The organism is Leucobacter sp. gxy201, from assembly GCF_051043335.1.
GTDB lineage: Bacteria > Actinomycetota > Actinomycetes > Actinomycetales > Microbacteriaceae > Leucobacter.
In genome coordinates this window covers 252,170-275,075 of record NZ_JAMXWS010000002.1, presented here as the reverse complement: position 1 = coordinate 275,075, position 22,906 = coordinate 252,170, and the positions used below count along the sequence as shown (strand labels likewise).

Genomic DNA, 22,906 nt, shown 5'->3' with positions numbered 1-22,906 from the left:
TCGACACGAGAGAGGGATCACCGAAGATGAGCTACCGCCTCGCCGCCTGCGCGGAGATGCTGTTCCTGGACCTGCCGATCGAGGAGCGCGTGCGCCGCATCCACGAGCGCGGCTTCCTCGTCGAGATCTGGGACTGGAGCAATAAGGATCTCAAGGCGCTCGCCGCCACAGGAGCCGAGTTCTCATCGATGACCGGATACCTCCGCGGCGACCTCACGACCGTCGAAGGGCGCGCCGAACTCATCGCCACCGCGAAGCTCTCGCTCGAGGCGGCAGCCGTCATCGATTCGCCGCGCCTCAACCTGCACGGCACCGGGCTCGGCGAGGGCGGCCTGCCGGTCGTGCCGCGCGAGAGCGTCACCGGCGAGGACTGGGTGCGCGCAGCCGACACGCTGCGCGAAATCGCTGCCCTGGGCGAATCCGCGGGGCGCACGTTCGTGCTCGAGAATCTCAACCTCGCCGTCGACCACCCGGGCACGCCGTTCGCCCGCGCAGCCGACACGCTCGCGCTCGTGCGCGGGGTCGATCACCCGAATCTGCGCCTGAACCTCGACCTGTACCACGCGCAGATCGGCGAGGGGAATCTGATCGAGCTCGTGACGGAGGCGCTGCCGTGGATCGGCGAGATCCAGGTCGCCGACGTGCCGGGGCGCTGCGAGCCGGGCACCGGTGAGATTCGGTACGAGGCGGTCGCCGCGGCGCTGCGCTCGCTCGGCTACTCCGGCGTGATCGGGGTGGAAGCCTGGGCGAGCGGCGACCCCGACATCGCGCTCGATGCGTTCGCGGCAGCGTTCGCGGCGTAGGCTCGGTGCTGGACGAGAAGCCGGGCAGTCGAATGAGGGAGAGCGCGTGATGGACGAGCAGAAGCAGCAGCGCATCCTGCGCATCGTCGTGTTCAGCATGCTCATCATCGGTGCGCTCGGGTTTCTGCTCTACTTCGCGCAGGGCGGTGAGATAGCCGGCGACAACGGCATCTTCCAATTCTTCCAGGCGCCCGCCGACCCGACGGTGCAGCCCGGCGGCGCCCCCGCGGGGGAGTAGAACGGCCCAGCTGGCCAGTCGGTGCTCAGGATCGCGCGCGGAGAGCATCACCTGACCAGCTGGAGGGTGCGCGTGTACTTGTAACGACACAGGATGGAGCGCGCACCGGTGATTCGGCGATGGACGAAGGTTCACCGCCGAAGCTCGGGATCAGGCGATTTTCGCCCTAGTGCCGCTTGCTGCGGACTGCAATGCGGCGTGCACAACCCCCATCATCTGGGTGGCCGTCGCGAAATCCGTGTCCATCGGGCGGCCGGCCGCGACGCAGCGGAGGAACTCCTGGATCTCGGCAGTGAAGGCCTCCGCATAGCCGGTGCCGACGCCCGCGCCCGGCATTGCCGCGACCTCAGCGAAGTAGGGGTGCTCCGGCCCGGTAAAGACGCGGCGGGCGCCGTTGTAGGCAGAGTCGCTCCCAGAGTTCTCGAAGATGTGGAACTCGCCTGAGGAGATCGAATCGAACTTCGCGCTGCCTCGTGAGCCGATGATCTCGACTCCGAGCGAGTTCGGCGTGCCCGAAGCGATGCGACTGAGAGCGATCTGCCCGACGGCACCCGATGCGAATTCGACCGACAGCAGCGCGGTGTCGTCATTCGTGACGGAGCCCGTCTCGGTCGATGCGGAGGCTCCGTGACCGATGGTGCCCTTGGCCGGTACGGGGCGCTCGGTGATCACCGTGCGCAGGGTCGCGTTCAGTACCTCGGTGATGGGTCCCGCGACGAAATGGAGGGCGTCGATTGCGTGGGCGCCGATATCGAGCAGCGCTCCGCCGCCCGACTGCTGCTGCGAGTAGCGCCAGGAGAGCGCACCCGCGGGGTCTGCGGCGTAGTCGGCGTAGTACCACCCGCGTACGGTGTGGATCTCGCCGAGACGACCGTCGCGCACGGCAGCGGCGAGTGCTGCGAGGCCGGGCAAGCGTCGGAACGAGAAGCCGACTCCGGTGACGGCGGTGGAGGCCTCGGCCAGCGCCTGAAGCCGAGCGGACTCCTCGGCGGTGGTACCGATCGGCTTCTCGGCGAAGAGGTGCTTGCCCGAAGCGATGACCTTGGGCAGTACTTCGGCATGCAGGAAGTTCGGCAGGGCTACACTGACCACGTCGATGTCATCTCGCGCGATGAAGGCGTCGACATCGGACACCGCCTCGGTGAACCCGTAGCGATGGGCGACGGACTGCGCGAGCGCGAGGTTCGGGTCTGCGATCGCGACCAGCTCGACGTCGATGTCAGCGGCCGGGGTCATCATGGCGTTACGGTAACCGAAGGCGTGGGCCTGGCCGGCCATGCCGGCTCCGATCACGCCGACGCGGATGGGCTGTGACATAGGTGGTCTCCTCTGAGAAAAATGACGGGGTTCTGATGGTGGCGATCTGAAGGGTGCTGCGTGCATCGGCTTGAGATCGATCCGATGCATTGAGGGGTCAGCGGAAGCGTGCGGGCGCGCCGCACTCCGCGATGTAGTCGTGGGTGCGCTTCGCGATCTGCAGCGGGGCGGTGAAGTCGCCGACGGGATACATGTCTTGCTCGATGACCGCGAAGATGCCGGGGTTGTGTTTCGCGGCCGCCTCGAGGATGGGTGCATATGCGGGCACGCCGAGGGGCGGCTCGACCATGACACCCTGCGCGACGGCGTCGACGAATGAGATGTCGTTCTTGAGCACGTGGGCGAGCAGATCGGGCTCGACCTGCTTGAGGTGGAGGTACCCGACACGGTCGGGGTGCTCAGAGATGACGCGCATGTTGTCGCCGAAGTAGTAGGCGAGGTGACCGGTGTCGAGGCAGAGGTTCGTGTACCGGGGGTCGGTGTTCTCGAGCAGGCGGATCACCTCGAAATGCGAGCCGACCGGACTCTCGGCATGCGAGTGGAACTGCTGCTTCAATCCGTATTCTTCGAGGAGGCGTCTGCCGATCTCGTCGTGGCCCGCAGTGAACGCCTGCCACTCCTGGTTCGTGAACTCGCGGGCGCCCTGCACTGTTCCGTCGGATCCGCGCTCCCACATTTCGGGGAGCGCGATCACGTGTTCGCCGCCGAGCGCGGTGACGAGCTTTGCGACCTCGCTCACGGCGAGCCAGGCCTTCTCGGTCTCGTTGCCTCCCCGGTGGAGCCCAGTGAAGACCGTTCCCGCAGAAAGCTCGAGCTCGTGCGCGTCGAAGTCATCCCGGAGCTTTGCGGGGTCGGTGCCAAGGTAGCCGTAGGGGCCGAGTTCGGTCCAGTGGAAACCAGCCTCGGTGACCTCGCGCAAGTACTGTTCGGGGCCCGGTTGCGCCGGATCCACGGCGTTCCACACTCCCCAGGAATCGGGGGCGATGCCGATGCGGGAGGCGGTGTCAGGCGTGCTGGACATTGGGTACGGCTCCTTCGCCATATGGGTGCGGTTGACGATTGCGATGCTAGAGCGCTTTAGTTTTTGATGTCAAGCGTGATTTCTGGTTGCCGCGAAAGGTGTGGGTGTCGTCGTTGCTGCTTTTGGGTAGTTGATAGTGGATTGTTTGTAAATAAATGCCTGATAAGACATGAATAAATGACGAATTCTCGCCAGGCTAATGACTGTGGAGGGTGCTGAGCGGATCGCCTGATTGCATGGTGGAGAGAAAATGGTACTTGACGAAGCGAACTAAAGCGCTCTAGTTTTAGTTCGACGGAACGAAGCTGTTCCGCCCACATAAGCGACAAGGAGGTCACGGTGTCTCAGAAATCACGCCGTGTAATGACCGCGGCACTGCCGCTTTCTTTGGCTGCCGCGCTCGCGCTCACCGGGTGCGGTGCCAGCGGATCGTCAGTAGAGGGAAGCCCCGATTCCGGTGATCTGAACGTTCAGGTGTATGGCGACTGGCCCTTCGTGCAGGCTGCAGCCGACTCGTTCATGAAGGAGCACCCCGACGCGAAGATCAAGGTCGGTGGCATCACGAACGAGCAGATGCGCGAGTCCGGCGGCCGGCTGTTCACCTCGAGCGATGCGCCCGACGTCGTCTCGTACACGTTGCAGGACGCCTACATGGAAGACTGGATCGCAGCCGGCGCGCTGCAGCCCCTCGACGATGTGTGGAAGGAGAACGACCTCGAATCGGTCGTCAGCGGCACGACCGTCGACCTCGCAACTGCCTCCGACGGCAAGAAGTATTCGGTGCCGGTGGCACTTACGCTGCTGCCGTACGTGTACATGGATACCGAGCAGTGGGCGAGCTTCGGCGGCGCGGCTCCCGACCCCGAGACGCACACCTTCGCCTCCGTCGACGAGTTCAGCGATTCTCTCCAGGCTGCGAAGGATGCAGGGCTCACCCCGCTCTCGGTACCCGGCAACCCCTTCGTTGAATACCTCTTCGGGTCGCTGCTCCAGACCTCGTGCGGCACAGACCTCTACACCGAGATCTCCACGAACTGGCAGAAGGGCGGCGAGAAGAGCGCTGAATACACTGATCCGTGCGTCGTCAATGCGCTCGAGCAGCTGGGCGAATGGGGGGAGAAGGGCTACTTCGCCCAGGGCGTTGACAGTCTGACGTTCGAACAGTCACAGACGCTCTTCGACACGCAGAAGTCGCCGACCTGGATCATGGGCAGCTGGGTACCGCCGGTCTACGAGCCCGAAGGCTTCACTTGGGATTGGGCGCTCTTCCCCTCGCTCGGCGATGAGCCCACCGCGCACGGTGTTTCTCTAGACTCGTTCCTGGTGCCACAGGGGGCGAAGAACCCCGAGCTTGCGAAGAGCTTCATCTCGTACCTCACTTCGAAGGCAGTCGTCGAGGACGGGATGAACAAGGTCCCGGCCCGCGAGGATGTCGACCTGTCGAAGGTCATCGAATCCCCGATTCTCACGAGCATCGTCGAACAGTACCAGACGGCGCCGCAGGCGCCCGGCTGGTTCACGATGCTGCCCGCCAGCGTCGAGCAGGAGTTCTCGGAATCGGTGGTTTCCGGTGTGATGTCCGGTCGCGTCAGCGCGAAGGATGCCGCAGCTGCGCTGCAGGACGCCGCGAGCACGTATCGCGAGCAGCACTCCTAATCCGTCAGCCGCGAGACCGGGGGAGCGGTGCGAACCGCTCCCCCGGGAAGGGTCATCATGTCTACAACACAGGTCAAAGCGAAACCGCGAAACCCGAAGTCTGCCGAAGGCCGGTCCTCCCACGGGGCTTCTCAGAAGCTGTTCTGGTCGTTCACCGCCCCGGCCATCGTGCTCGTGGTTCTGTTCACGATCTGGCCGGCGCTTACGTCGATCCCACTCATGTTCCAGCGTTGGCCCGGCTACGGAAATGCGCAGTGGATCGGGTTCGATAACTTCACCCGACTTTTCACCGATCCGGATGCGCTCTGGGCTCTGCTGAGGACCTTCGCCCTGACGGTGCTCGCAGCGGGCGGCACGGTCATTCTGGGTACGGCGTTCGCCATTGCGTTCCATCGCAAGATTCCGCTCTCGAACACTCTCAAGTTCATCATCTTCCTGCCCGTCATCTTGCCGCCGACGATGTACGCGTTGGCATGGAAGAACGCGCTCGATCCCGAGCTCGGGTGGGTGAACCCATTGCTGCAGCAGATCAACCCGGCATGGTCGCCGCACTGGTTGAGTGACCCGAACCTGGTGCTCTGGGTCGTGACATTCATCGCGACGATCCAGTACGTCGGCATTCCGATGATCCTCATGGTGTCGGCGATGAACGATATCCCTGAGTCGATCAATGAGGCAGCCACGCTTGACGGGGTGAATGCTTGGCAGAGGATCTGGAAGGTGACGCTGCCCATGACGAAGGATGTGCTCGTCGTCGTGATTGGTCTGCAGATCATCGGCAACTTCAAGCAGCTCGATACTGTCTACGCACTCACGCAGGGCGGGCCGAGCAAGGCGTCCGACATCCTGTCGACGTTCATTTACCGTGAGGGCTTCACCCTCGGAGACTTCGGATACGCGAGCGTAGCCGGGTTCGTCGGCACCATCATCATCGTCGCGGCGTCGATGGCATACACCCTCTTCTTCCGTCCGTCGAAGATCAGCAACCAGTAGGGAACGGAAATGAGCACGATCACTCACACGCAACTCATCTCCTCCGCGAATGCGGGCAAAGCAGCAACTCGCAGCCGACGCAAGCCTCGAGGCCCCTGGGGGTGGGTCGCGACCGTCGTCGTCGGCCTCTACGCGATCATGACGGTGCTACCGACGATTACCATCCTGCTCGGCTCATTCAAGGAGTCGAAGCAGATCGTCGCCGACCCGTTGGGTTTGCCGACCACCTGGGTCTTCGATAACTACGTGCGCGGGTGGGAGGGCGTTGCGGTCGGCGAATCGATGTCGCTTTACTTCCTCAACACGGCGCTCTTCTCGATAGCTGCCGTCGGGGCAAGTGTGATCGCCGGTACGATGGCCGCGTACGCGATCGCGCGCAAGACCGGCCCGATGTCGGCAGCCTTCGAACGTCTCTACTATGTGCTGTACGCGCTGCCGTTCCTGGCAGTGATCATTCCGCTCTTCAGTGTCACCGGTGACTTCGGCATCCGCAGCAACCCGTTCATGATCGGCCTCGTATTCGCTGCGGGCTGGCTTCCGCTCAATGTCGTGCTCATGTACGCGTTCTTCGCGTCGTTCCCCAACGACGTGATCGAGGCCGCGAAGGTCGACGGTGCCTCGGAAATCCGCATTTTCTGGACGATCGCCGTGCCGATGTCGAAAGGCCCGATTCTCAGTACCGTGCTGCTGAGCTTCATCTACGCCTGGAACAACCTGTCTCACACGCTGCCATTGCTCGTCGACCCGGCGAGCACGACGGTCGCGCCCGGCCTGCTGCTCTTCAGCGCTCAATACAGCGTCGATATTGGAGCGCAGATGGCCGGCCAGATCATCAGCATCATTCCGCTCGTGTTGGCCTACGCGCTAATGCACAAGCACATCATGGAGAGCTTCCGCGTCGGCTCGTTCCGTTAGAGACGCTCGCTGGAAACCGCAACACGATTCTCCGGGGCTATGCGGCGCGGAGAGGAAAAAGGAACAACACGACATGGGAAACCTCAACTGGGACTTCACGAGCCGACGGGTGCTTGTCACCGGCGCCGCCTCGGGCATCGGATACGGCGTCGCAAGCCTCTTCGCCCGATCGGGGGCTCGAGTAGCAGTGCTCGACCGCCCCGGCGATGCGCTCGACGCGGCGGTGGCCTCGCTCTCGGAAGCGGCGCAGGAAGCGGTTATCGCGATCCCTGCCGATCTCAGCAGCCTCGACGAGATCGAGCGCGCGGCCGGCGAGGTCGAACAGCGCCTGGGCGGCTTGGACACCCTCGTGAACAACGCCGGCGTGGGCAAGGAGATCGCACTCGTCGACACCGATGACGCGCACCTCGACTTCGTGCTCGACGTGAACCTGCGAGCTGTCATCGCGCTCACGCGCGAGCTCGTGCCGGCGCTCATCCGGTCGGGTGATGGCGCATCGGTGATCAACCTGGCGTCGCAGGCCGCGAAGGTCGGTAACCCCGGTATCACGGTGTACAGCGCGAGCAAAGCCGGGGTGATCGGCTTCACGCGATCCCTGGCGGCGGAGCTCGCGCCCCAGGGAGTGCGGGTCAACTCGGTAGCCCCGGGCACTGTGCTCACGCCGATGATGGAGAACAACATCCGCCACACCAGCGAGGAGCGGGGCATCAGCTACGAGGAGGCCTACGGCGTGTGGGCCGCGCCCATTCCGCTCGGCCGGATGCAGGGGCCGCAGAATATCGCCGCGGCGATCGCCTTCCTGGCATCGGATCTCGCGTCAGAGATCACCGGCGAATCCCTCAACGTCAGCGGCGGGCTGGTGACCGTCTGACTTCGCCGACACAGGCCAAATGTAAGCTAGTCAATCTGAAGAAGAACAGCGGCCCCGACCATAGGCTGCGCCGGAGGGCACGATGGCACGGACCACAATGGAGGACGTTGCGAAGCGCGCGGGAGTATCGCGGGCGCTCGTCTCATTGGCGTACCGCAACCTTCCCGGTGTGAGCGAGGCGACGCGGGAGCGTATTCTCGCGGTCGGACGCGAGCTGCGCTACTCTCCGAACCGTGTTGCGGCGCGGCTCGCGAGCAGCAGCGGCGACACGATCGGCGTCTTTCTGCAAGATCTGCACAACGACCTCTATGCCGACGTGTTCGACGGTGTTCGGGAAGTCGCTGACAGGGAGGGTATTCCCCTCGTGCTGACAGTAGGCGAGCTCGGTGGCAATCGCGATCGTTCCGCGCTCGAGACCCTGAAACAGAGCCGGGTCGATGTCGCCATCGCCATCGGGCTCCTCATGTCCGATGCGGAGGCGAGTGAGGTGGCGAAGGATTTGCCCCTTGTGGTCGTCACGCGGAAGATCGATGGCATCGACAGCGTGTACTCCGATGATCTCGAGAGCGGTCGCCTCGCTACCGAGTACCTTATTCGCATGGGGCACCGACGGATCGCATTCCTCGCGAATCCGCCCGACGACGGCTACCGGGGGCGGCGCGACGGATACTTCGCGGTAATGGAGCGGGCGGGCCTTCCTCCTCGGGTGGTGCAGAGCGAATGGTCCCGCGAAGCTGCGGCCCGCGATATTGGAGAGGTGCTCGACTCGGTCGAGCGGCCGACGGGGATTTTCGCGCATAACGACCAGGCAGCGCTCGGAGTGCTCGACGCCCTCGCGGCTCGCGGACTGCGCGCAGGGGTAGACGTATCGGTGATCGGGCACGACAATACAGCGGGAAGCCGGCTCCCCGGTGCGGCGCTGACCACTGTCGACCTGCATGGCTTCGAACTCGGGCGTCGAGCTGCGGAACTCGCCCTGAGTCGGATTGCCGAACCAGCGAGGCACGCCGAGGACTCACCGTCGAGGCCGACGCTCATCAAGCGCGAGACCACGGCATCGTACGTTCAGCCGATCACGGGGTCTCCTGAGGCGTCGCTGAATCGCGGGTGACCCCCAGTTTCGGCTCGCCGAGCGCTCTGGACCGGTCCACGCGTAGACTGGTGCGCGGACAGCGGCGCGGCCGCGGCGATGGAGGCGTGGACGTGAAGACAGAGCAGGAAACGGGCGGCACCGAGCGCAAGAGCGCACCCATGACCGCGCCGACGCCGGTGCCCGCTCCCGCGCGCAAACGTCCCCCCACCATCCGCGACGTCGCGAGCGAGGCCGGCGTCTCGAAATCGCTCGTCTCGCTCGTCTTCAACGGCGGCGAGAACGTCAGCGAGGAGCGCCGGCAGCGCGTGCTGCTGGCCGCCGAGCGCCTCGGATACCGCCCGAACCTCGTCGCGCAGTCGCTCTCGGCCGGGCGCCGCGACCTCATCGCCATCCTCGTCTCGAACCTGCACAACCCCCTCTTCGCCGACATCGTCGCCGCTGCGAAGGCCCGTTTCGGCGAGGCAGGGCGTCGCACCATGATCGTGAGCGCGCAGGTGGACGATGGCAGCGGCGAGACGGTGCTCGACCGCGACAACCTCGCGGTGTTGCGCGACCTGCGCCCGTCGGGCCTGCTCACGATCGGCACGATCCCCGAGTTCAGCGGGCTCGCCGAGCTCACCCACACCGTGCCGACGGTGGTCGCGAGCGCGATCGACGCGACCGACGACACCGTCGCGACGGTGCGCACCGATGATGCGGCAGGGATCGGCCTCGTCGTCGACCACCTCCTCGAGCAGGGCATCAGGCGCATCGTCTTCGTCGGCGGCGACGGCGGCACCGTGTCGGCGTCGCGCGAGCGGGCGTTCCGCGGTATCGCGGAGCAGCGCGGCCTCGGCGCCGACGCGCGCGTCGAGCGCGCCGACTTCACCGAGACCGGTGCCCGCCTGGCCGTCGAGCGGCTGCTCGCCGAGAAGCGCCTTCCCGAGGCGATCGTCGCGGTCAACGACCTCACCGCCGTCGCCGTCATCTCCGCGCTCGAGGCGGCGGGCGTGCCGGTGCCGGGCGGGTGCCGTGTCACGGGATACGACGATACGACGCTATCGGCGATCCCGCGCATCTCGCTCACCAGCGTCGACCCCGACAACCGCCGCATCGGCCGCGAGGCCGCCGAAACTCTACTCGCTGCCGCCTACCCGGCGGCCGGTGCCCCGGGTACTGGCGCCGCCGCAGGCCCCCATCACGAGGTGCTCATCGAGCCGAGCCTCGTCGTGCGCGGCTCGTCCGTCGCCGGCTGACACGTTCGGTCGCTACCCGTCGGCTACCGTCGGTGCCGGTGGGCGACTGTCGGTGCCGGTCGGCTACCGTCGGTGCCGGTGGGGGCCTCGCGGCGGCCTACCGGCTCCGACCTCGTCGACAAAGGGTCGCGAATTGGGGTTCGCGCCACTGCGAGACCCCAATTCGCGCCTCCTTGTCGCATCGAGCGCCCGCGGCCGCGCCCGCGCCCGCGCCCGCAGGGGCAGAAGGGCAGCGGCAGCGGGCCTCAGCTGACCCGGCGGTTGGCCTCGGCGAAGCAGGCGAGGGCCGCATCGCGCGCCTCGGCGAGACCCCGCTCGAGCGGCAGCGAACGGTGGCGATCCGAGAGCATCTCGACGCCCCACGGCCCGTCGAACCCGGTCGCGCGCACGGCGTCGATGAAGGCCGGCACGTCGAACGACCCCTCGCCGGGCAGCAGACGCCGGTGCACGGTGTCCTCGAAGAGCGTGCCGACCGGTTCGGGGGCGCCGTCGTTGAGCTCGACCGAGAAGACGTATTCGCCGGGCACGCGCTCGGCGATGACCGTGTAGTCGGTGCGCGGGCGGGCGACGTGCCAGATGTCGATGCACAGGCCGCCGGCCGGGTTCGCGACCTTCGTGACGAGGTCGATGCCGTCTTCGAGCGACGGGCCATGGGTCGCGAAGGGGAGGAACTCGTAGGCGACGCGAGTGCCGTGCTCGGCCGCCTCGGTGGCGAGCGCGTCGAACGCGGCGGCGAAGCGGTCGTCGTCGACGGGGAGCCCCGCGGTCTCGGGGCCGATCTTCACGGTGCGCGCGCCGAGTGCTTCGGCCGCCGCGAAGAGGTCGCGCCGCACACGGTCGGAGGTCGCCCGCCGTTCGTCGTCGGCCCACCAGTGCTCGATGAGCTCGAGCTCGACGTGCTGCATGCCGTGGTCGTCGAGCCGCTGCCTCAGCTCGGCGAGCGTGCCGCGTTCGAGATGCGCCATGAGGTCGGTGTGCGCGAGACCGAACCCGGCCCATCCGCCGGCGGCCGCGGCGGCGATGCGATCCTCGATCGGGATCGGGCTCCGATCGCGCTCCGGCCCGGGCATGGCGGTGCCCGCCGTGGTCCAGCAGGTGGCGAGCAGGGCGGGCGTTGCGGTCATGGTGCTCCTTCGCGTCGGGTCTCGACCCAGTGTGCCATGGGCGGTTGACGGAACCGGCGCGACATGCGTACAATTTGGACCGGTCCAAGTTTCAAGGATGAGAGAGTGAACCCATGAGCGCACAGGGCACGCAGCACACGCAGGACACGCGTGAATACGGCAACTACGATCTGCTGATCGGCGGGGAGTGGCGGGGCGCCCAGGGCGGCGCACGCGCCGAGGTGCTCTCGCCGTTCGACGGCCGCGCGATCGGCGAGGTCGCCGTCGCCACCGTCGCCGACGTCGAGGCCGCGGTGACTGCAGCGGCCGCCGGCGCCGCGAAGTGGGGCCGCACCCCGGCTCACGAGCGCGCCGCCATCCTGAACCGCGCCGCCGATCTCGCCGATGCGCGCGCCGACGAGATCGCCGCCGTCATCTCGGCCGAGAACGGCAAGCCGCTCACTGAGGCCCTCGGCGAATCCCGCCGCTCGGGCGCGATCATCAGGCTCTCCGCCCACGAGGGCACCCAGCTGTACGGCGACTCGCTGCCGCTCGACGCGAACCCCGGCACGGGGCAGGACAAGCTCGGCTTCACGCTGCGCCAGCCCGTCGGCGTCGTCGTCGCCATCACCCCGTTCAACTACCCGGCGTTGCTCGTTCTGCACAAGGTCGGCCCGGCCCTCGCGGCGGGCAACGCCGTCATTCTGAAGCCGGCGGGGGCCACCCCGCTCACGGCGCTCGCGCTCGCGCAGGTATTCGTCGATGCCGGCGTGCCCGAGGGGGTCATCTCGGTGATCACGGGCTCGGGCGGCGTGCTCGGCGACGCGCTCGTCACCGACCGCCGCGTGCGCAAGATCTCGTTCACCGGTTCGACCGGGGTGGGCGAGCGCATCGCCTCGATCGCCGGCGTGAAGAAGCTGTCGCTCGAGCTCGGCGCGTCGTCGCCGACCGTGATCCTGCCCGGCGCCGACATCGAGAAGGCAGCCGCGGCGGTCGCGGCGGGCGGCTACGTCAACGGCGGCCAGGTCTGCATCTCGGTGCAGCGCGTCATCGTGCACCGCGACGTCGAGGCCGATCTTCTCGATGCCCTGCAGCCGAAGGTGGCGCAGATCAAGATGGGCGACCCCTTCGCCGAGGGCACCACGCTCGGCCCGCTCATCTCCGAGCGCGAGGCGCGCCGCGTCGAGAGCAGCATCGCACAGGCCGTCAGCGACGGCGCGCACCTGCTCACGGGCGGCGAGCGCGATGGCGGCTTCATCTCGCCCGCGATCGTGACCGGCGTCGACACCCGCCAGGCCTTCGCGCAGGAGGAACTCTTCGGCCCCGCCGTCGCCGTCACCACCGTCGACGGTTTCGACGCCGCGATCGACGCCGCTAACGGCACCCCCTACGGCCTCGCCGCCGGCGTCTTCGGCGGAACGCTCACCGAGGGCATCCGCGCCGTGCGCGAGATCGAGGCCGGCTCCGTGCATCTCGGCTGGACGCCGCTGTGGCGCGCCGACCTCATGCCCTACGGTGGCCTGAAGGCCTCGGGCTACGGCAAGGAGGGCGTGCGCTCCACGGTCGAGGAGATGACAGAAGTGAAGACCGTCATCATGCACGGCTGATTTCTACAGGGATCGCGGATCGCGGACGCGGTTGACGGAGTTTCGGGATGCGCGCCTCATCCATCCGCGGGGTGCGAACACCCCGCTCCCGCCAGACCCGGCCAAGTCGCGCATGTGCGAATCCCACCGGACGCCAGACCTTCAGCATCGTGCATGAGCACGGGCTTCGAGAAAACGCAGAACAACAGTAAGCAAAGGAGCATCTTCATGGTTCAGGGAACCTCCGGGCAGACCGTGCGGCTCACGGTCGCGCAGGCCATCGTGCGCTTCGTCGCAGCGCAGTATTCCGTCGCCGACGGCGAACGCCGCCGCTTCGTGCCCGCGGCGCTCGGCATCTTCGGCCACGGCAACGTCGCCGGCTTCGGCCAGGCGCTCGCCGAGAACTCCGACTCGCTGCCGTTCGTGCAGGGTCGCAACGAGCAGGCGCTCGGCCACATGGCCACGGGCTTCGCGAAGGCGTCGAAGCGCCGGCAGACTCTCGCCGTCACGGCGTCGATCGGCCCGGGCGCCACGAACCTCATCACCGCCGCGGGCCTCGCTACCGTGAACCGCATCCCGCTGCTGCTCTTCCCGGGCGACACCTACGCGACCCGCCGCCAGGGGCCGGTGCTGCAGCAGCTCGACCTGCCGGGCACCCCCGACGTGACGGTGAACGACGCGTTCCGCCCCGTGTCGCGCTTCTTCGACCGCATCAACCGCCCCGAGCAGCTGCTCACGGCGCTGCCGCAGGCGTTCCGCGTGCTCGCGAACGCCGAGGAGACCGGCGCGGTCGTCGTGTCGCTGCCGCAGGACGTGCAGTCGCACGCCTACGACTTCCCGGTCGAGTTCTTCGCCGAGCGCGACTGGGTGATCCGCCGCCGTCTGCCCGATGTCGTCGAGGTCGCGCAGGTCGCCGAACTCATCAAGCACGCCGAGCGCCCCCTCGTCATCGCGGGCGGCGGCGTGCACTACGCCGACGCGCAGGGCGTGCTCACCGGGCTCGCGAAGCGCACGCTGCTGCCGGTCAGCGAGACCTTCGGCGGCAAGGGCGCCATCACCGAGGACGGCCCGTGGAGCGTCTTCGGCATCGGCCTCGAGGGGTCGCCGACCACCAACCGGCTGGCCGCCCGTGCCGACCTGATAGTGCACATCGGCACTCGCCTCACCGACTTCGCGACAGCATCGCAGTCGCTGTTCGCGAACCCCGACGTGCGGTTCGCGTCGATCAACACCGTCGAGCACGACGCCGTGAAGCAGGGCGCCACGGCCGTGCTGGCGGATGCGAAGCTCGCACTCGAAGCGCTCGACGCAGTGCTCGACGGGTATGCGATCCCTGCAGCTTGGGCCGCCGAGGTCGAGCAGGCGCGCGCCGACTGGCTGCCCGCGCGCGATGCGGCGCTCGACCCGTACACCCGCTTCCCGAAGGAGCAGCACCCCGAGCTGCTCGATACCGACGCGGTGCTCACCCAGGGCCAGCTCATCGGCCTCATGCAGCGGCACTCGCGCCCGGGCGACACGATCGTCGCCGCGGCCGGCGGCCCTCCCGGCGACCTGCAGAAGGTGTGGGATGCGACCGACGGCCGCCACGCGCACCTCGAGTTCGGCTTCTCGTGCATGGGCTACGAGCTGCCCGCGGCCATGGGGGTGCGCGTCGCCGACGCCGACCCTTCGCACCGCGTCACCGCGTTCATCGGCGACGGCACCTTCATCATGATGCCGACCGAGATCGTCACCGCGGCGCAGGAGAAGATCCCGTTCACCGTCGTCATCTCCGAGAACCACGGCTACCAGGTGATCCGCCGCCTGCAGATGTGGCGCACGGGCGAGCACTACGGCAACGAGTTCCGGTATCGCGAGGGCGAGGGATCGCTCGCGACTTCGGACGCCGGCGTGCTCGAGGGCGACTACTTGAAGATCGACCTCGCGCAGGTCGCGGCGGGTCTCGGCGCTGAGGTGCGCACGCCCACGACGGCCGAGGAGGTCGCTGCGGCGCTCGACGAGACCCGTGACGTGCAGGGCCCGGTCGTCATCGTCGTGCCGACGATTCCGCACGCCGACCTGCCCGGTGCCGAGGCCTGGTGGGACGTCTCGCCGGCGGAGGTCTTCGACCGGGTCGACACCTCCGTGAAACTCGTCGAGTACCGCGAGGGCCTCGAGCTGCAGCGGTGGCACGGATGACCGCGGGCCCGCTCGCGCCCGGGCGCAGGTTGCGCGAGCGCTTCCTCGCGGGGGAGCCGACCATCGGCACCTTCCTCGGTCTCGGCTCGGTGACCGCCGCCGAGGTGTGCGCGGCCGCCGGCCTCGACTGGGTGCTCGTCGACCTCGAGCACGGCGGCGGCGATGAGAGCGAGGTCGGCGCGGTCGCCGCGGCGGCCGGCGCCTACGGCACCGCCACGCTCGTGCGGGTCGAGCAGCCCGAGCGCATCCGCATCGGGCGCGTGCTCGACGCGGGCGCGGCGGGTGTCATGTTCCCGCGCATCTCGAGCGCGGCCGAGGCCGCCGAAGCGCGGCGCCACCAGCTGTATCCGCCCGAGGGCGACCGCGGTGTCGCGAGTTACAACCGTGCCGCCCGCTGGACCTTGGACACCCCGGCGCTCGACGGCTCGAACGATCAGGCGATCGGCATCGTGCAGATCGAGACGCTCGGCGCCGTCGATGAGCTCGACGCGATCGCCGCGACCGACGGCGCCGACGTGCTCTTCGTCGGGCCGCAGGATCTCAGCTACGCGCTCGGCGTGCCGCGGCAGTTCGATGCGCCGGTCTTCCAGCAGACGCTCGACCGGGTGGTTGAGGCGTGCCGACGGCACGGCAAGGTCGCGGGCATCCTCGCGAACGACCGCGTGGCCGCCGAACGCTACTTCGAGCGGGGCTTCGGATTCGTCGCCATCGGGTCGGACGCGACGCTGCTCGCCGCGGCGGTGCACGCGATGATCCCCGACGGCATGGGCGTGCGATGAGCGCTGAGAGGCCGGCAGTGGCACTTGCCGCATCCCCGGTCGTCGTCGGTCTCGGGCCGGTCGACCCCGCGCTCGTCGTGCCGTACCTGCCAGAGGGCGCGGTGTTCGCGGCGAAGCCGAGCGCGGGCGATCTCGCCGAGGCGCAGGGTGCGATCGTGCGCGCGGCCTACGATGTCGATCGCGAATTGCTGACCCGTATGCCGAACCTCCGCGTCGTCGCGCGCACCGGGGTGGGGGTCGAGCGCGTCGATCTCGCCGCCGCTGCGGAACGCGGGGTGCACGTCGCGATCACCCCGGGCAGCAACGCCCGGGCGGTCGCCGAGGGAGCCTTCGCGATGCTGTTGTCGCTCGTCAAGCGCGTCGGAGTTTCTCACGCGTACGTGGCGGGCGACCGGTGGGGCCGCGACGCGGTCGCAGACCCGGTGCCCGTGCCCGGCGATGCCATCGGGAAGACGCTCGCCGTGATCGGCTTCGGGCGCATCGGGCGCATCATCGCCGGCTACGGCGCCGCCTTCGGCATGCGCGTCGTCGTGCACGACCCCTTCGTGCGGTCGGAGGAGTACGAGAACGCGACGCTCGAGGCCGCCGTGCGGCAGGCCGATGCGCTGACGCTGCACCTGCCCGGAGGCGACGGCGAACTGCTGCCGCTCGATCTGCTGCGGCAGGCGAGGCCCGGGCTCGTGCTCGTGAACTGTGCGCGGGCCGAGCTCGTCGCGGTCGAGACCCTGCGCACCGCCCTCGACGAGGGCGTGCTCGGCGGTGTCGGGCTCGACGTGTTCCCCGAGGAGCCGGCGCAGTCGCACCCGCTCGCCGGTCGCGAGGACGTGCTGCTGAGCCCGCACACGACCGGGCTGTCGGAGGCGGCGATGGCGGCCACCTTCCGCATGGCGGCCGAGGCCGTCTCTCGCGTGCTCGCAGGGGGCGAGCCGGAGTTCAGAGCCTCATAGGCCGGGCTCCGGCTCGACCCCTTGTTGACGGATCGGAAAAATGCTCGTATGCTTTGGACCGGTCCAATCCTCGTGGATCCCTGATTCAGCGAGGGGGATCAGCGGCTGCGATCGGGTGCGATTGCGAGCCTCGGTTGTTACCCAACCTTTACCCGCCGGGTATCAGGGCGAGGTATTTGTGGGGTAATCTCATGAACAGAAGCGCAAGCTTTGTAACGACATTAGTTCTAAACACACGATGGAGTGAAGACGATGAAGTCACGTATGGCCCGTTGGGGCAAAGTAGGACTCGGAGCGCTCGCCGCTGCAGGTGCGCTCGCGCTCGTGGCGTGCGGCACCCCCGCAGGCGCGGGCGGCGCAGGCGGCGGTAGCGCCGCTGCGGATCAGCCGGAGCTGAAGGTCGCGCTGGTCACCCACGCGGCCCCCGGCGACACCTTCTGGGACACCATCCGCGCGGGCGCGGAGGACGCCGCGGATAAGAACAACATCGAGCTGCTCTACAGCTCGGACCCGGACGGCGCACGCCAGGCGCAGCTCGTGCAGCAGGCGGTCGATCAGGATGTCGACGGCATCGTCGTCACCCTCGCGAAGGCCGACGCCATGTCGGGCGAGGTCAAGAAGGCCGTCGAAGCGGGCATCCCCGTCTTCAGCATCAACGCCGGTGAGAACGAGTTCAAGGAGATGGGCGTGCTCGCCCACTTCGGTCAGAACGAGTTCATCGCGGGCCAGGCCGCGGGCGAGCAGTTCAACAACGCTGGTCTGACCCGTGTCGTCTGCGTGATCCAGGAGCAGGGCCACGTCGGCCTCGAGAGTCGCTGCGAGGGGCTCGCCGACACCTTCACCGGCCAGTCCGAAGTGCTGTACGTGCAGGGCACCGACATGACCAACGTTGCCTCGACCATCACCTCGAAGCTGCAGACCAACGCCGACATCGACGGCGTCCTGACCCTCGGGGCTCCGTTCGCGATGACCGCGATGGATTCGATCAAGGATGCGGGCTCCTCGGCGGTGCTCGCCACCACCGACCTCAACGCCGACGTCTACAAGTCGATCAAGGACGGCACCATCCTCTTCGGCATCGACCAGCAGCCGTTCATCCAGGGCTACGAGTCGGTCGAGGCCGTGCGTCTCTACAAGCAGGGCGGCTACGTGCTCGGCGGCGGCCAGGCAGTGCTGACCGGCCCCGCGGTCGTCAACGCCGACAACTACGAGAGCGTCGCAGCCCAGTTCGAGAAGGCTGCCGACTCCGAAGAGTCCGAGTAATCCGGGACTCCCAGGCGTAGCGAAAGCAACACATGTCTACAACAGCAGCCCCCAAGGCTGACGAACGGCTGGCCTCCGGCAACCTGTTCACCAGGTTCTTCACGAAGCCGGAGGCCGGCGCGGTCGCCGCAGCCCTTCTCCTCGCGATCCTCTTCATCGCGGTCGCGCCCCAGTTCTCGCAGCCGTCATCGATCGCCACCATCCTCTACGGCGCCTCGACGGTCGGCATCATGACCGTCGGCGTATCCCTGCTGATGGTCGGCGGCGAGTTCGACCTGTCGACCGGCGTCGGCGTCATCTTCTCGGCGCTCTCGTCGTCCCTGTTCATCTACTGGTTCGGCGGCAACGTCTGGATCGGCGTGATCTTCGGCCTCTTCACCTCGCTCCTGCTCGGCTTCGTGAACGGTTGGCTGCTGACGAAGACGAACCTCTCGAGCTTCATCGTCACCCTGTCGACGTTCTTCATGATCACGGGCCTGAACCTCGGCGTCACTCGCATGATCACCGGCGGCGTCGCGGCTCCGTCGATCGCGCAGTGGCCCGGATTCGAATCCGCAGCCGCCGTGTTCGCCGCCGACATCCCGCTCTTCGGCATCTCGGTGAAGATCACGGTGCTCTACTGGATCCTGCTCGTCATCGTGGCGACCTGGATTCTGCGCCGCACCCGGATCGGCAACTGGATCTTCGCCGCAGGCGGAGCTCCCGACGCCGCTCGCGCCGTGGGCGTGCCGGTCGCGAAGACCAAGATCGGCCTGTACATGGGCGTCAGCTTCTGCGCGTGGCTGCTGGGCATGCACCAGCTCTTCGCGTTCAAGACCGTCCAGTCGGGCGAGGGCATCGGCAACGAGTTCCTCTACATCATCGCCGCGGTCGTCGGCGGATGCCTGCTCACGGGCGGCTACGGCTCCGCGATCGGCGGCGCGATCGGCGCCCTCATCTACGGCATGGCGCTCAAGGGCGTCGTGTACGCGGAGTGGAACCCGGACTGGCTGAAGTTCTTCCTCGGTGCGATGCTGCTCGGCGCCACCGTGCTGAATCTCTGGCTGCAGCGCCGCGCAGGCAAGGGAGGCAAGAAATGACCGAGACAGCAACCAACCGGGTGCCGCTGGTCGAGCTGCGCGACGCCGAGAAGCGCTACGGCAACATCATCGCCCTGCGCGATGTCAGCCTGAAGGTCGCCGCCGGCGAAGTGATGTGCGTGCTCGGTGACAACGGCGCCGGCAAGTCGACGCTGATCAAGATCATCGCGGGTCTGCACCAGCACACCGGCGGCGAGTTCCTCATCGACGGAGAAGCGGTCAAGCTCGACTCCCCGCGCGAGGCTCTCAACAAGGGCATCGCGACGGTGTACCAGGATCTCGCGGTCGCCCCGCTCATGCCGGTGTGGCGCAACTTCTTCCTCGGGTCCGAGATCACGAAGGGGTGGGGGCCGTTCAAGCGGCTCGACATCGACTTCATGAAGAAGACCGCGAAGCAGGAGCTGCTCGATATGGGCATCGATCTGCGCGATGTGGATCAGCCGATCGGCACCCTCTCGGGCGGTGAGCGCCAGTGCGTCGCGATCGCGCGTGCGGTGTACTTCGGTGCGAAGGTGCTCATCCTCGACGAGCCGACCGCCGCCCTCGGCGTGAAGCAGTCGGGCGTGGTGCTGCGCTACATCATCCAGGCGCGCGATCGCGGGCTCGGCGTGATCTTCATCACGCACAACCCGCACCACGCCTACCCCGTAGGCGACCGGTTCTTGCTGCTCAAGCGCGGCCAGAGCATCGGCTACCACGAGAAGAGCGAGATCTCGCTCGAGGAGCTCACCGGTCTCATGGCCGGCGGCGCCGAGCTGGAGCAGCTCGTGCACGAGTTGCGCAGCGTGGGTACGTCGACGGATGCCGTTCGCACGATCCGCGACGAGATCGAGGGCGACGAGGCGGCCGGCGTCGGCCGCGTCCAGGTCACGGAAGCCGTGACCGTCGTGCCTCCCGAGGAGCTCGACGGCAAGTAGGTCTTGCCGCTGCTCGTCAGCAGGGCGCTCATCCGCAGGGATGGGCGCCCTGCTGCGTTGTGCGGGCGAGCGCCCCACCCGGTTTCAGCCCGGCAGGATCTTGAAGGAGCGCAGCCGGTCGCCGGCGACGGTGGCGATCGCGGTGCTCTCGCCATTGAAGACGCGGCTCTTCCAGCCGAAGCGCACCTCGATCTCGTCACCATCGACGGTGGTGCCGAGCACCGTCATGTGCGCGCCGGCGCCGATCGCATCGGTCGCGGCCCAGCTGCGCAGACCGTCAGGGCCGTTGAGCACGCGCCCCCAGTCGTCGACGAAGCCGTCTGCGGTGAACGCTGCGACGAACGCGTCGGTGTCGGCGCTGTTGATCGCGTCGACGAAGGCCTGGAGCGGAGCGGGAGTCGTGTTGCCGTTCATGCGGCGATCATAGGGTCGGGGCCTGCGAAAGCGGAAGCCCCTGCGCGGAATCACTGAGGGCGGATCCGCCCCGCGCCGGACGACGCCACCGACGGGGGAGCGGTCGAGGCCCGCAGGTGCAGCGACGGCGCGAGCAGCGTGCTGCGCGGTTCGACAGGCCGGTGGCCGGGGCCCGCGGCAAGCGCCTCGAGCGCGTACTCGGCTCCGATGCGACCGAGCGTGCGCGCCTGCTGGTCCACGCTCGAGAGCGCGACCCCGGGCAGGGCGGCCGCGCGGGTGTTGTCGTAGCCGATGACCGAGAGCTCGCCGGGCACCGGGATGCCGAGTTCGGCGGCCGCCGTGAGCACGCCGAGCGCGGCGATGTCGTTGTCGGCGAAGATCGCGGTCGGGCGGTCGGCCGCACGCAGCACGGCGGCCGCGGTCTCGGTCGCGTCGGCGAGCGAGAACCCGGTGTCCTGGATGAGCGGTCGGAGACCCGCGGCGCGCATCGTCTCGCGGTAGCCCGCGCGCCGCTCCGAATAGTGGGGGGCCACCGGCGGCATCAGATGCAGGATGCGGCGATGCCCGAGATCGATGAGGTGCTGCGTCGCCAGGGATCCCCCCAGCCGGTCGTCCGCGGCGACCGAATCGATGCCGGGCACGAGCCGGCTGACGACCACGAACGGCGTCGACGCGGCGAGCGAGGCGAGCTGCGCATCCGAGAGCATGCTGCCGGAGACGATGGCCGCGTCGACGCGGGCGCTCAACAGGCTCTCGACGGCGGCGAGCTCATCGCCGCGCTCGGGCCGGGCGGCGGCGAGCACGAGCTTCTGCCCGGGAGCCCCGGCCTCGACGGCCCCCTCGGCGGCGCCCGGTTCTGCGCCGCCGAGCGCGTCGCGCACGCCCTCGGCGATCTCGATGAAGACTTCGTTCGTGAGGTCGAGAATCGACAGGCCGATCGTGTTCGTGCGCTTGGAGGCGAGGCGGGCGGCGATCGCGTTGTGGCGGTAGCCGAGGCGCGCGCCGGCGGCGAGCACCTTCTCGATCGAGGCGCGGCTGGGGCCTTTGGCGCCGCGGTAGACGAGCGACACCGTTGCACGTGAAACTCCGGCCTCGCGCGCCACGGTCTCCATGGTCGTCGCCGAGGCGGGGGCGGCCCGGTGCGACTCGGTCATGCGGCTCCCTGCTCTCTCGCGGCGTCTGCGGCGATTGCGCGCCGCCCTCAGACTATCCGGCGACCGGTGCGACCGGCACGGCACGGCCCGAGGCGGAGCTGTCGAGCGCTGCCTGCACGACGCGCATCGGGTGCACCGTGGCCGCGAAGGTCGTGTCGATGGGCCGGCCGAGTGCGACGGCGGCCACGAACTCCTGCACCTCGGCCATGAAGGCTTCGCCGTAGCCGGTGCCCGTGCCGCGTGCGCGCATCGGCGACACCTCGCTGTAGTAGGGCATCGCGGGGCCGGCGATGACGCGGCGGGGGCCGTCGTCGCCCGGGCGGGCGCCCTCGAGCTCGTAGATCGTGTACTCGTTGTACTTGCTCGAATCGAAGGACACGTGCCCGCCCGAGCCGAAGACCTCGATGCCGAGCTCGTTCGGCTTGCCCGCTGCGATGCGGCTGATCTGCAGCGACCCGACGGCGCCCGACGCGAAGCGCACGGTGAGCAGGGCGGTGTCGTCGTTGGTGACGGGCGCGGTCTCGGTGTCCGAGACGGTCTGCGTGTGGCCGATGCCGCCGGTCGCGATGGGGCGCTCGGTGATCCGCGTGTCGAGCAGCGACGCCGAGACCTCCGAGATCGGTCCGAGGATGTGCGCGAGCGCATCGATGGCGTGACTGCCGAGGTCGATGATCGCGCCGCCGCCGCTGCGCTGCTGGTCGAAGCGCCAGGTGTGCGCGCCGCGGGGGTCGAGCGCGTAGTCGGCGTAGTAGTGGGCGCGGGCGAACGTCGGCGTGCCGATGCGGCCCTCGGCCACGGCGCGGCGGGTCGCTGCGAGCGCCGGGATATGGCGGTACGAGAAGCCGACGGCGGCGACGACGTCGTGGCGCTGGGCGACCGCTGCCAGCTCCTCGGCTTCTGCAGCCGAGACGCCGAGCGGCTTCTCGGCGAAGACGTGCTTGCCCGACTCGATAATGCGCGCGAGCACGTCGCGGTAGACGAAGTTCGGCAGGGCGACGCTGACGGCGTCGATCGACGGGTCGCTCAGGATGTCGTCGACGGAGGCTGCGGTGCGGGCGAACCCGTAGCGCGCCGCGATCTCTTCGGCGAGTGCGGTGTTCGGGTCGACGATCGTGTCGAGTTCGACGCGCACGCCCGCGAGGGAGTCGGCCATGGCGGCGTTGCGGTAGCCGAAGGCATGGGCCTGACCGGCGAAGCCGGCGCCGACAACGGCTACTCGAATGGTCTGTGTCATGCGCGTGTTCCTCGTCTCATGGGGGAAGATAGGGGTAATCGCTCAGTAACTTAGAGCGCTCTAAGTAAGTATTAGAACGCGGATCGACCCCTCGTGTCAATCGTGGGGTC

At 68.1% G+C, this 22,906-nt stretch carries 21 protein-coding genes; 15 read left to right on the top strand and 6 right to left on the bottom strand.

Annotated features, from left to right (window positions below):
* Positions 1-26 precede the first annotated feature (26 nt).
* Together NHL51_RS04135 and NHL51_RS04130 are read left to right on the top strand one after the other, a co-directional pair.
* Entirely contained in the window at positions 27-803 is a 777-nt protein-coding gene (locus NHL51_RS04135; RefSeq protein ID WP_434141902.1) for a TIM barrel protein, read from the top strand.
* Positions 804-852: 49 nt separating this feature from the next.
* On the top strand, positions 853-1,041 hold the full coding sequence (locus NHL51_RS04130) for a hypothetical protein (protein WP_434141901.1): 189 nt from the start codon (positions 853-855) through the stop codon (positions 1,039-1,041).
* Positions 1,042-1,191: 150 nt separating this feature from the next.
* On the opposite strand, the gene NHL51_RS04125 is transcribed toward NHL51_RS04130, so the two are convergent.
* Together NHL51_RS04125 and NHL51_RS04120 are read right to left on the bottom strand one after the other, a co-directional pair.
* Positions 1,192-2,358, bottom strand: a complete 1,167-nt coding sequence (locus NHL51_RS04125; protein ID WP_434141900.1) for a Gfo/Idh/MocA family protein — start codon at positions 2,356-2,358, stop codon at positions 1,192-1,194.
* Between the two features lie 97 nt (positions 2,359-2,455).
* Positions 2,456-3,379: a sugar phosphate isomerase/epimerase family protein gene (locus tag NHL51_RS04120; RefSeq protein ID WP_434141899.1), complete on the bottom strand. Its 924-nt coding sequence runs from the start codon at positions 3,377-3,379 to the stop codon at positions 2,456-2,458.
* A gap of 339 nt (positions 3,380-3,718) precedes the next feature.
* Between NHL51_RS04120 and NHL51_RS04115 the strand changes: the two genes are divergently transcribed.
* The 6 genes from NHL51_RS04115 (at position 3,719) to NHL51_RS04090 (ending at position 10,142) form a co-directional block, all read left to right on the top strand.
* Positions 3,719-5,035, top strand: coding sequence for an ABC transporter substrate-binding protein (locus tag NHL51_RS04115; protein WP_434141898.1), 1,317 nt, complete (start codon positions 3,719-3,721; stop codon positions 5,033-5,035).
* 57 nt (positions 5,036-5,092) lie between these two features.
* Positions 5,093-6,028: a carbohydrate ABC transporter permease gene (locus NHL51_RS04110; RefSeq protein ID WP_434141897.1), complete on the top strand. Its 936-nt coding sequence runs from the start codon at positions 5,093-5,095 to the stop codon at positions 6,026-6,028.
* Between the two features lie 9 nt (positions 6,029-6,037).
* Entirely contained in the window at positions 6,038-6,943 is a 906-nt protein-coding gene (locus NHL51_RS04105; RefSeq protein ID WP_434141896.1) for a carbohydrate ABC transporter permease, read from the top strand.
* Between the two features lie 73 nt (positions 6,944-7,016).
* The gene (locus tag NHL51_RS04100; protein ID WP_434141895.1) at positions 7,017-7,814 is read left to right on the top strand and encodes an SDR family NAD(P)-dependent oxidoreductase; all 798 of its coding nucleotides are present in this window, start codon (positions 7,017-7,019) and stop codon (positions 7,812-7,814) included.
* An 82-nt stretch (positions 7,815-7,896) separates the two neighbouring features.
* Complete coding sequence (locus tag NHL51_RS04095; protein WP_434141894.1) at positions 7,897-8,925, top strand: LacI family DNA-binding transcriptional regulator; 1,029 nt, start codon at positions 7,897-7,899, stop codon at positions 8,923-8,925.
* Between the two features lie 92 nt (positions 8,926-9,017).
* A complete protein-coding gene (locus NHL51_RS04090; protein WP_434141893.1) occupies positions 9,018-10,142 on the top strand; it encodes a LacI family DNA-binding transcriptional regulator in 1,125 nt (374 codons plus the stop codon).
* Between the two features lie 245 nt (positions 10,143-10,387).
* On the opposite strand, the gene NHL51_RS04085 is transcribed toward NHL51_RS04090, so the two are convergent.
* Positions 10,388-11,266, bottom strand: coding sequence for a sugar phosphate isomerase/epimerase family protein (locus tag NHL51_RS04085; protein ID WP_434141892.1), 879 nt, complete (start codon positions 11,264-11,266; stop codon positions 10,388-10,390).
* A gap of 113 nt (positions 11,267-11,379) precedes the next feature.
* Here NHL51_RS04085 and NHL51_RS04080 point away from each other — a divergent pair, with 113 nt between their 5' ends.
* The 7 genes from NHL51_RS04080 (at position 11,380) to NHL51_RS04050 (ending at position 19,994) form a co-directional block, all read left to right on the top strand.
* Entirely contained in the window at positions 11,380-12,852 is a 1,473-nt protein-coding gene (locus tag NHL51_RS04080) for an aldehyde dehydrogenase family protein (RefSeq protein ID WP_434141891.1), read from the top strand.
* 207 nt (positions 12,853-13,059) lie between these two features.
* Positions 13,060-15,009, top strand: coding sequence for a 3D-(3,5/4)-trihydroxycyclohexane-1,2-dione acylhydrolase (decyclizing) (gene iolD / locus NHL51_RS04075; protein WP_434141890.1), 1,950 nt, complete (start codon positions 13,060-13,062; stop codon positions 15,007-15,009).
* On the top strand, positions 15,006-15,788 hold the full coding sequence (locus NHL51_RS04070; RefSeq protein WP_434142199.1) for an HpcH/HpaI aldolase family protein: 783 nt from the start codon (positions 15,006-15,008) through the stop codon (positions 15,786-15,788). Before iolD ends, NHL51_RS04070 begins: the two co-directional genes overlap by 4 nt.
* 17 nt (positions 15,789-15,805) lie before the next feature.
* Positions 15,806-16,735 carry an NAD(P)-dependent oxidoreductase gene (locus NHL51_RS04065; RefSeq protein ID WP_434141889.1) on the top strand — a complete coding sequence of 310 codons (930 nt, stop codon included), beginning with the start codon at positions 15,806-15,808 and terminating at the stop codon, positions 16,733-16,735.
* 264 nt (positions 16,736-16,999) lie between these two features.
* Positions 17,000-17,998 (top strand): substrate-binding domain-containing protein, encoded by a 999-nt coding sequence (locus NHL51_RS04060; RefSeq protein WP_434142198.1) that lies wholly within the window; start codon positions 17,000-17,002, stop codon positions 17,996-17,998.
* A gap of 32 nt (positions 17,999-18,030) precedes the next feature.
* On the top strand, positions 18,031-19,077 hold the full coding sequence (locus tag NHL51_RS04055) for an ABC transporter permease (protein ID WP_434141888.1): 1,047 nt from the start codon (positions 18,031-18,033) through the stop codon (positions 19,075-19,077).
* Positions 19,074-19,994, top strand: coding sequence for an ATP-binding cassette domain-containing protein (locus NHL51_RS04050; protein WP_434141887.1), 921 nt, complete (start codon positions 19,074-19,076; stop codon positions 19,992-19,994). The genes NHL51_RS04055 and NHL51_RS04050 overlap by 4 nt, the downstream gene beginning before the upstream one ends.
* An 84-nt stretch (positions 19,995-20,078) precedes the next feature.
* On the opposite strand, the gene NHL51_RS04045 is transcribed toward NHL51_RS04050, so the two are convergent.
* From NHL51_RS04045 to NHL51_RS04035, 3 genes are read right to left on the bottom strand one after another with little or no spacing between them, the layout of a single operon-like run.
* Positions 20,079-20,408 (bottom strand): nuclear transport factor 2 family protein, encoded by a 330-nt coding sequence (locus tag NHL51_RS04045; protein WP_434141886.1) that lies wholly within the window; start codon positions 20,406-20,408, stop codon positions 20,079-20,081.
* Between the two features lie 50 nt (positions 20,409-20,458).
* On the bottom strand, positions 20,459-21,562 hold the full coding sequence (locus tag NHL51_RS04040) for a LacI family DNA-binding transcriptional regulator (protein ID WP_434141885.1): 1,104 nt from the start codon (positions 21,560-21,562) through the stop codon (positions 20,459-20,461).
* A gap of 52 nt (positions 21,563-21,614) precedes the next feature.
* Positions 21,615-22,796, bottom strand: a complete 1,182-nt coding sequence (locus NHL51_RS04035) for a Gfo/Idh/MocA family protein (protein ID WP_434141884.1) — start codon at positions 22,794-22,796, stop codon at positions 21,615-21,617.
* Positions 22,797-22,906 lie beyond the last annotated feature (110 nt).